Source organism: Actinocorallia lasiicapitis (assembly GCF_054778695.1).
The window spans coordinates 1-8,907 of sequence record NZ_BAAGZI010000249.1 but is presented as its reverse complement, the minus strand read 5'-3'; the positions used below and the strand labels follow the sequence as shown (position 1 = coordinate 8,907).

Sequence of the window (8,907 nt, the reverse complement as noted above, 5' to 3'; positions counted from 1 at the left end):
CACGGCGAGCAGGCCGACCGGGCCCAGCCAGCGGGCGGCGGTCTCGGTGTCGGGACGGACGGGGGTGAGGGCGCTCAGCGCGTCGGCGAACGCGGCCCAGGTGCCGGCCCAGGTGAGGGCGGCCGCGGCGAACGCGGCGGTGAGCGCCAGCAGGAACAGCCCGCGGACCAGCGACCAGAGCGGGTCGAGCCGCCAGCTCACCAGGATCGCCAGCAGGCAGAGCACCGGCAGATAGACGGCCGTCGTGTACTGGAAGACGACCATCCCCGCGGCGACCGGCGCGGCCGGGATCAGCAGCCAGGGGGTGCGGCCCGAGCCGACGACCAGCAGCCCGGCCAGGGCCAGCAGGAACACGGCGGGCGCGGTGCCCGTCGCGAGCCCGCCCGCCACCTGGACGCTCCCGGCCGTCGCGAACACCGCAGCCGCCCAGGTGCCCGAGCGGTACAGCCGCCGCGCCATCCCGAACACGCAGACCGTCGCGAGGAGCAGCAGCCCGATGCTGACGTACCGGGTGACCCAGACGCCCTCCTGCGCGTAGAGCCGGCCGATCCCGATCGAGATCCCGTCGGGCAGCCGTGCGACGAGGGCGGTGCCGGAGTTCAGGTAGGGCAGTTCGACGCCCTTGGGCGCGCCAATGCCGCGCACCCCGTCCCAGCGCAGGACGAGCGCCGCCTGGAGCACCAGGACGACGGGGAGCCAGGGGAAGGTCCGTACGGCCGAGCGTTCGCGGTGCTTGACCGGGCCGCCCGGTGGGGCCTCCCAGAACACCGCGTTGGCATCGTCTGACTGTTTTGCAGTGGTTCGCACCATGTCTCTCCTAGCGCCGCCGCCCGGGCGAATGTCACCTGACTTGTTCGGACGCGGGCCGCGCTGCTAATCTCCCAAGCGAGCGCTTGGTTAAGCTTGCGGTGGACAGAGAGCGGGAGGCGGGGAATGACGTCCCTACGGATCAGCGTCGGTTATGAGCTCGAGGTGCGGGGACGGAGCCGTGAGGTCGAAAGCCAGGCGTTCCGGAACGTGATCGACCAGGTGGTGCTCGCCGACCAGATCGGCATGGACACCGCGTGGTTCGTGGAGCACCACTTCACCCGCGGGTTCTCGCACTCCTCGGCGCCCGACCTGGTGCTGTCGGCGATCTCCCAGCGGACCAGCAACATCCATCTGGGGCTCGGCGTCGTGCTGCTGCCGTTCCAGTCGCCGATCCGCACCGCGGAACGCGTCGCGACCCTGGACGTCCTGTCCGGCGGACGGGTGGAGTTCGGGACGGGACGCGGCGCGTCACCGCTGGAGTACCAGGCGTTCCAACGGCCGTTCGAGCAGTCGCGGCAGCTCTGGGAGGAGTCGCTGGAGGCCGTCCTGGCCATCTGGAACGCCGACGGCGAACCGGTCACCCGCAAGTCCGAGTACTTCGAGATCCCCAACGTCTCGGTGTATCCGCGGCCCGTGCAGGAGCCGCACCCGCCGGTCTGGGTCGCCTCCACCTCGCTGGACGGCTACCTCGCCGCCGCCAAGCAGGGCTACAACCTCCTCGGCATGACGATGCTCAAGGGCATCGACGACGTGGCCGACGACATCGCCGCCTACAAGCAGTGCCTCGCCGACAACGGCTTCGACCCCGCCACCCGCCGGATCGCGATCATGATCCCGTGGCATGTGGGACCGACCCGCGCCGAAGCCGTCGACACGGCCGCCGACGCCGTCCTGTGGTACCTGCGCCGCCAGGTCAACCTGGTCGCCCCGCCGTCCTACACCGACGCCCGGCACGCCACCCACAAGGTGCTCGGCCAGCAGGCCGTCGCGATGCCGCCCGAGGAGGCGATGGACATCCTGCGCGACAACCTCATGGTCGTCATCGACGACGTCGAGGGCTCGCGCAAGGCCGTCGAACGGCTCCAGGCCGCCGGCGCGACCGACCTGATCCTCCAGGCGCAGGTCGGCGGGCTGGCCCACGAGCACGTCACCGAGTCGATGAAGCGGTTCATGAACGAGGTCATGGCATGACGTTCCACTCCCGCGAGACCTTCCCGGCCGGGCGCACCGCGCGGGGGCTGCTCCTGGTCTCCCCCGACGCCGAAGTGGTCGCGCCCCTATCACCCGCCGACCGGGCGGCCGCGCTGGAACTCACCGCCGAGACCCTGAAGGCCGCGGGCCTGACCGCCGCCGACCGGGTCGTCGTCGCGCTGAACAGCGAAGGCGAACTGCAGGGCTCCTCGATCGCCGAGGCGGCGCTGTCGGTGGCGTCGGCCGTGGCGTCGGTCGGGCCGCGCGGCCGGCTGCGGCTGCACCGCGCCCTCGAACAGACCCGCGCCGACGTGCTGATCACCACCCCGTCCGGGGCGATGGACTTCCTGGCACGGCTCCACCTGGAGTTCCTGCTGGACCCGCTCGACCTCGAACTGAAGCGGATCTTCCTGGTCGGGGAGATCCCGACGCAGAACTGGGTGCGGCAGCTCGAGACCGAGTTCGAGGCGAAGGTCGTGCAGCTCTTCGCCGACCCGTTCTTCGGGGTGCCGGTGGCCTACGGGCCGTCGCTGACCCCGGTCCGCGACGGGCTGCTGGCCGTCGCGCCGCTCGACAAGGACGCCACCGTCGACTCCTTCGAAGGCCACGGCGAACTGGTCGTCACACCGACCTGGCATGGGACGCTCGGCGACGCCGTGCTGCGGACCGGCTGGGTCGTCGAAGGCTCCCTCGCGCAGCCGACGCACACCGTGGGCGAACACCTGGTGATCCGGGGCCGCTGGGTGTCGATCCCCCGTATCCAGGACGCGCTGACCCGGATCGACGGGATCAGCACCTGGGAGCTGGCCGTGTCCCGCGAAGGGACCCTCGACCGGGCCGTCCTGACCGTGTCGTTCAACCGGGACACCCTGGTCAAGAACCCGATGTGGGCGGGCCGCGTCAAGCAGGCGCTCGTCGCGCTGACCCCGGTCTCGATCGAGGTCGCGGTGAGCCCGGACGTCGTCGAGGCCGCCGCGCCGCCCACCGTCGTGGACGCCCGCGGCCACCACCTCGGACGCGTCCGCGCCGAGGTCTGACCGACTCCGCCGCCGTGCCGCAGGTGTATCCAAGGCTCGCGCCCGCGGCTCGGCGGCGGTCCCCCGCACGGGGCCGACCGAGAGGTGACCATGGAGCTGGAGGCGGTTCCGGAGTGGGGCACGATTCCGCGGATGCTGCGGGATCGTGCCTCCTGTTTCGGGGACGAGATCGTGGTGTCGGCCGGGGACGTCCGGCTGACGGTCGGGGCGCTCGCCGACGGGGCGCGGCGGGTCGCGCGGGCGCTGATCGCGCTCGGGATCGAACCCGGCGACCGGGTGTCGGTGTGGGCGCCGAACACGCCCGACTGGGTGGTGGCGTGCTACGGGCTGTGGGACGCGGGCGCGGTCGTCGCGCCGCTGTCGACCAGGTTCAGGGGCATCGAGGCCGCCGAGCTGCTGAACAAGGTGCGGACCAGGGTGCTGTTCGTCGGCGAGGGGTTCATGGACACCTCGTACGTGGGGCTGCTCGCCGGGGCGGAGCTCCCTTCGCTGGAACGGATCGTCACACTGCCGGGGACGACGGCTGAGGGGGCGCTGTCGTGGGAGGCGTTCCTGGCGCTCGGCGACGACGTCGCCGAGGAACTGGCCGAACGGCGGGCCCTGGCGGTGCGGCCCGGCGACCTCGCGGAGATCATGGCGACGTCCGGGACGACCGGGGCGCCCAAGGGCGTCATGCTCCAGCACTGGCAGCTCCTGCGCGGCTACTGGGACTGGTCGGGGCTCGTCACGCTCCGGCAGGGCGACAGGTATCCGATCATCGCGCCGTTCAACCACGGGTTCGGGCTGAACGCGGGGCTGCTCGCCTGCGTGCTGCGCGTCGCGGTGATGATGCCGATCGCGCTGTTCCAGCCGGACCGGCTGCTCGAACTGATCGAGAAGGAGCGCGTCAGCCTCATCGCGGGCGCCCCCACCATGTTCTTCAAGATCCTGGACGAGCTGGACCGGTACGACGTGTCGTCGCTGCGGGTCGCGATCTGCGGGGCGGCGGCGGTGCCGCCGGAACTGATCCGGCGGATGCTGGACGAGGCCGGCGTCGAACGGATGATCAACGCTTACGGGTTGATGGAGGGGACGGTCGTCTCGATGACCAGGCCCGGCGACCCGATCGAGGTCATCGCCTCGACCACCGGGCGGGCGGTGCCGGGCGTCGCGCTGCGGATCGTCGGCGCGGACGGCGCGGACCTGCCGCCCGGCGAACGCGGCGAGATCCTCATCGGCGGCTACGGCGTCATGCCCGGCTACTGGGAGGATCCGGCGCGGACCGCCGAGGCCGTCGACGCCGAGGGCTGGCTCCATTCGGGCGACATCGGCACCCTCGACCCGCTCGGCAACCTGACGATCGTGGACCGCAAGAAGGAGATGTTCATCGCCAACGGCTTCAACGCCTACCCCGCCGAGATCGAGTCCCTGCTGCTCCAGTGCCCCGGCGTCACCCAGGCCGCCGTCGTCGGCGTCCCCGACCCGCGTACCGGCGAATCCTGCGTCGCGTTCACCGTCGGCCCCGCCACGCCCGACGCCGTCCGCGCCTGGGCCAAGGCCAACATGTCGAACTACAAGGTCCCCCGCGAAGTCCGTCCCCTCTCCTCGCTCCCCCTGAACCCCAACGGCAAAGTCGACAAACTCACCCTCAAAGCCACCCTCAGCCCCTCTTGATCGCCTCGACCTGCGACAAACCGACGGTTTGAACCACCCCGAAAGGGCGACACGCCGCAGCTCGACACGATCATGCCCCCGCCATGCCCTCGCGGGCGCGCGCGGGGAGGCGTCAGGAGGATTTGAGGCGGGTGACGAGCTGCGCGAAGGGCGCCGGGGTGAAGGTGAGGTGGGGCCGCTCGGGGGTCTTGCTGTCACGGAGCCCGATGGTGCCGACGATCTTCGCAACCTCAACGCAGTCTCCACCCGTTGTGTTGCTATAGCTGGATTTGCGCCAGCCTGTCATCGATAGACCTCCATCGCCTTCTTGATCAAGAGCGATGATGAGACTAGCGGAGCGGCCAGGTCACCAATCTGGTCAAACCGGATCGCAACGGACTGCACGTCTGCTGGCTGAGTCAGCACTCGACCCGCGATGGGCGCGTCCACGAAGCCGATGTCCCGGTCCTCCACGGTCAAGAGTTTGCAAGGGCCGTCCAGGCCCATGTGGACGCCCGCGCCCTTCTCCAGAACACGGATGCTCACGTTCGTCCGCGCCGCCAGCTCGGCCAGATACTCGAGCTGCTCGAGCATCGTGCTGTTGTCGGCCACCGGCTGCTCGAGGACCACCCAATTGAGAATGGCCGAGACCAGCGGCGGGTTCTTCTTGTCGAAGACCGCACGCTGCCGCTCCAGCCGCCGCTCGATCGCGCTCTCAAGATCGTCAATCAGGCTGACCCCTGCCGTGAGAAGAGCGCGCGTGTAGGCGGGTGTCTGCAGCAGCCCCGGTACGACCGTCAGCTCCCACATCTTGATGCGCGATGCCCTCGCCTCATAATCGCGCAGATCGACGAACCAGTCATCGCTGGACTTTTGCCGGGCAAATCCGACAAGGGCTCCAAATAGCCCATCGGTGTTCCATAGACGATCGACAATGGCCGCGTGCTTCTCGGTGAGCCTGAGCAAACCCGACTCATATCTGGAAACTGTGGAACGATCACAATCAAGTAGCTCGGCGAGCCTGGCACCGGACAGCTCACCTCGTTCACGATGGCGTCGCAGCTCACACGCGATGAGATGCCACATGTCGGTGCTCGGGTCCAGGGTTTCGCGAACGGTCGCCATTCCGACCTCCATGTTGCGGCTCATTCCGGAACGTAGCCAACGTATTCGCGACGCGTCACGCTTGTCTCAAGAATTCGGACAAGGGGAAGCGATCTCAGATGGTCAGGGAGCGGGTGCTGGTGGCCACCTTTGCTGGGCGGCCGGAGCAGGTGCGGTGGGTGCGGCGCTGTTTGACGGCGTGGCTGGATCCGGGGTGTCCGGCGCGGGATGTGGCGGAGCTGCTGCTCAGCGAGACGTTCACGAACAGCGCGCTGTACGCGGATCGGGGGGCGTACGTCGAGGTGCGGGCGACGTTGTCGGCGACGCTGCTGCGGGTGCAGGTGACCGACCCGGGCGGGGCGTCCGAACCGGTCGTCCAGGCGCTCGACGCGGAGGCCGAAGGGGGGCGGGGGCTGGCGTTGCTCGACCTCGCGGCCAAGGAGTGGGGACACGGACGGCTTCCGGACGGGCGGCAGCGGGTGTGGTTCACCGTCGCCGTCGAGGAGGAGTGAGGTTCGGGGGCCGTCGCGGGAGGCGTGGGACGAAAACGGGATTCTTCGGGTGGCGGGGGCGGGCGGCTGGTTACGCTGCCGTGGTGGTGGCGAAGCTGATCAATCAGGACCAGGTGACCGGTGGGTTGCGGGTGGTCACCGAGGTGTTGAATCCGGTCGTGCGGGAACACATGGCCAAGGCGTACGGCGGGCGGTGGCAGGAGCAGTTCGACCGGCGGCATCCGCGCAACGGGATGGGCAAGGAGCATCTGGGTGATCTCGGCTATCTCGTCTGGGTGCTGACCAAGGAGGAGCGGGCCTTTCGCGGGAAGCTGCCGGGGGCGGTGTTCTCGCTGGCGCATCGGGTGCGGGAGTCGCGCAACCTCACCTCCCATGACCAGCTCAACGACCTCGACCCGGCGACCGCGAAGGCCGCGCTGACGACCATGGCCGAGTTCGTGACGCACCTCGGGCAGCCGGGCCGGGCGAACGAGATCCGGCAGCTCGCCGGCCGGGTGCGGGCGTCCGCGCCTAACGCGCCGCACCAGGTGCGGCCGACGCCGAAACGGCGCAAGGCCAAGCCCGCCAAGCCGCGGGAGCAGCAGCGGGCCAAGCCGTCCCGTGGACGTCCGGTGGTGCAGTTCAAGATCAGTTGTGGGGCGGTGGTGGCGCTCGCCGTGATCGGGGCGGCCGTGGCCTGGGTGTTCCTGTCGCCGAAGAAACCCGACCCGTACGAAGGCGCGTTCAAGGACGTCAAGGTGGGCGCCCGGTTGAACACGGGCCATGTCGAGATGTCCGACGGCTACCACCTCGAACTCCTGGCGAAGCCCCTGAAGCCGGTCGAGGGTGGCTACGACGGCGATCTGGCGTTCTCCGGCACCCGGCTGACCGCGCCCGACGGCCATCTCGTGATCCTCACCCGCAAGGAGAGGCTCGGCTACGCCACCTGCCGCAGCGCCACCCGCTATGTCGCCTCGGCCGAACCCGCCAAGGGGATGCGGCTGTGCGTCACCACGGACCGGGGCGTGGTGGCGGGCGTCGCTGTGAAGGCGCTGCCCCGCCAGGGCGGCAACACCTTCCTCAGCGTCGACGTCGCGGTGTGGAAGGGCCCCAAGACCTGAGACCCGGGCACGATCTAGGGTGGGCGCATGACGGAAGTGGTGATCGGGCGGCGGTTCAACGGGCCGCCGGAGAGCGGGAACGGCGGATACGTCAGCGGGGTGCTGGCGGCGGCGTCAGGGCTCGGCGGGGCCCCGGTGGTGACGCTGCGGCTCCCTCCGCCCCTGGAGACCCCGATCCTGGTCGAACCGGGACCCAACGGGATGGTCGCGACGGCCGGTGGGTCCGTCATCGCCACGATCGCGGCCGGGACCGAGGCGATCCCCGTGGTGCCGTTCGTCCCCCTGGAGACCGCGCTGGAGTGCGAGAAGGCGTTCACCGGGGACGTCACCCACCCCTTCCCGACCTGCTTCGCGTGCGGCCCCGACCACGCCGAAGGTCTACGGCTGCGTCCCGGCTTCCTGCCCGGCAAGGACCGGGCGACGGCCTGCGTCTGGACCCCCGAGGAGTCCACCCCCGAACTGGTCTGGGCGGCCCTGGACTGCCCCGGCGGCTGGACCGACACCGTCGACCGCGTCCTCGGCCGCATGTCCGCGGAAATCCACGCACTGCCCGAGCCGGGCGTCCCCCACATCCTGGTCGCCGCCGCCGACGAGCCGAACGGCCGGAAACTCACCAGCCGCGTAGCCCTGTACACCACGACCGGCGACCTCCTCGCCACCGCCGCCCAAACCTGGATCTCCCTCACCCGCTGATCAGGTGGGGGGTGAGGGTGAGGAGGCGTCTTCGGTGAGGAGGTGGGGGGTGCCGGAGCCGTCGGCGGGGACCGTCCAGAGGTCGTTGACGCCGTCGGGGCGTTGCAGGGCGTAGGCGATGGTGGTGGAGTCGAGCCAGGTGGGCTGGTCGTCTACGCTGCGGGGCTCGGACAGGGGGGTGATCGTGCGGGTGGTCAGGTCGAGGACTGACAGGCGCCAGCCCTTGGACGGGGTGGCGTCGATCGCGGACTTGTAGGCGAGGCGGGTGCCGTCCGGGGAGAGGGACGGGCATTCGACGCTCTCGGCGACCGTGCGGAGAGTGCGGGCCGCGAAGTCCCCTTCGACGAGATGGCGGCGACCCGCGGTGGAGAGCGTCGCGTAGAAGCGGTTGTCGTCGGCGGTGAAGGTGACGCCCCACAGGTTGACGTCCACGTTCCGGTAGGGGCGGCCGTCCAGGGTGATCGCGAACTCCTCCAGGGACTTCACGGTCGTCCCGGTCCTGGTGTCGTGGATGCCGGTGGAGGTGGCGAACCCGGTGGTGGCGTAGGAGTGGCCGTCGAGGAAGAGGGTCCAGGAGACCATCCGGCCCGACGCCGAGACGCGCAGCCGGTTGGGGAAGCCGCGCAGCTTGATCGAGGCGCGTTCGCGCAGGTCGTCATCCAGCAGGACCAGGGCGGTGGCGCTGAGCGCGGCCGCCGGGCGCAGACAGGCGACGGTGCCGCCCGCCGCGTAGGCGCGGTCGCAGGTCTGCTCGGTGATCTCGCGCGGGCCGTGGGGGTCGCTCGCCAGGACGGTCGCGAGCCGTCCGTTGCTGAGGAACCGCAGCCG

10 protein-coding genes are annotated in these 8,907 nt (G+C 70.3%); 6 read left to right on the top strand and 4 right to left on the bottom strand.

Going from position 1 to position 8,907, the window contains the following annotated elements:
* The coding region (locus ACYVE7_RS23240) for a hypothetical protein (protein ID WP_460367148.1) at positions 1-768 on the bottom strand (768 nt) is incomplete at its 3' end.
* Between the two features lie 165 nt (positions 769-933).
* Here ACYVE7_RS23240 and ACYVE7_RS23235 point away from each other — a divergent pair.
* The 3 genes from ACYVE7_RS23235 to ACYVE7_RS23225 all read left to right on the top strand — a co-directional run bounded on the left by ACYVE7_RS23235 (position 934) and on the right by ACYVE7_RS23225 (position 4,691).
* On the top strand, positions 934-2,001 hold the full coding sequence (locus tag ACYVE7_RS23235) for an LLM class flavin-dependent oxidoreductase (RefSeq protein ID WP_460367145.1): 1,068 nt from the start codon (positions 934-936) through the stop codon (positions 1,999-2,001).
* Positions 1,998-3,038: a phenylacetate--CoA ligase family protein gene (locus tag ACYVE7_RS23230; protein ID WP_460367143.1), complete on the top strand. Its 1,041-nt coding sequence runs from the start codon at positions 1,998-2,000 to the stop codon at positions 3,036-3,038. Before ACYVE7_RS23235 ends, ACYVE7_RS23230 begins: the two co-directional genes overlap by 4 nt.
* 90 nt (positions 3,039-3,128) lie before the next feature.
* Positions 3,129-4,691, top strand: a complete 1,563-nt coding sequence (locus ACYVE7_RS23225; protein WP_460367141.1) for an AMP-binding protein — start codon at positions 3,129-3,131, stop codon at positions 4,689-4,691.
* 112 nt (positions 4,692-4,803) lie between these two features.
* Here the strand turns inward: ACYVE7_RS23225 and ACYVE7_RS23220 are convergent, their stop codons facing one another.
* Together ACYVE7_RS23220 and ACYVE7_RS23215 are read right to left on the bottom strand one after the other, a co-directional pair.
* The gene (locus ACYVE7_RS23220; RefSeq protein WP_460367139.1) at positions 4,804-4,977 is read right to left on the bottom strand and encodes a DUF397 domain-containing protein; all 174 of its coding nucleotides are present in this window, start codon (positions 4,975-4,977) and stop codon (positions 4,804-4,806) included.
* Positions 4,974-5,807, bottom strand: coding sequence for a Scr1 family TA system antitoxin-like transcriptional regulator (locus tag ACYVE7_RS23215; RefSeq protein WP_460367137.1), 834 nt, complete (start codon positions 5,805-5,807; stop codon positions 4,974-4,976). Before ACYVE7_RS23215 ends, ACYVE7_RS23220 begins: the two co-directional genes overlap by 4 nt.
* A 107-nt stretch (positions 5,808-5,914) precedes the next feature.
* On the opposite strand from ACYVE7_RS23215, the gene ACYVE7_RS23210 reads away from it, so the two are divergent.
* The 3 genes from ACYVE7_RS23210 (at position 5,915) to ACYVE7_RS23200 (ending at position 8,079) form a co-directional block, all read left to right on the top strand.
* Entirely contained in the window at positions 5,915-6,286 is a 372-nt protein-coding gene (locus tag ACYVE7_RS23210) for an ATP-binding protein (protein WP_460367136.1), read from the top strand.
* Between the two features lie 83 nt (positions 6,287-6,369).
* A complete protein-coding gene (locus ACYVE7_RS23205; protein WP_460367134.1) occupies positions 6,370-7,386 on the top strand; it encodes a Swt1 family HEPN domain-containing protein in 1,017 nt (338 codons plus the stop codon).
* A 27-nt stretch (positions 7,387-7,413) separates the two neighbouring features.
* Entirely contained in the window at positions 7,414-8,079 is a 666-nt protein-coding gene (locus tag ACYVE7_RS23200) for a hypothetical protein (protein ID WP_460367132.1), read from the top strand.
* On the opposite strand, the gene ACYVE7_RS23195 is transcribed toward ACYVE7_RS23200, so the two are convergent.
* A partial coding sequence (locus tag ACYVE7_RS23195) for a TolB family protein (RefSeq protein ID WP_460367130.1) occupies positions 8,080-8,907 on the bottom strand: 828 nt, incomplete at its 5' end.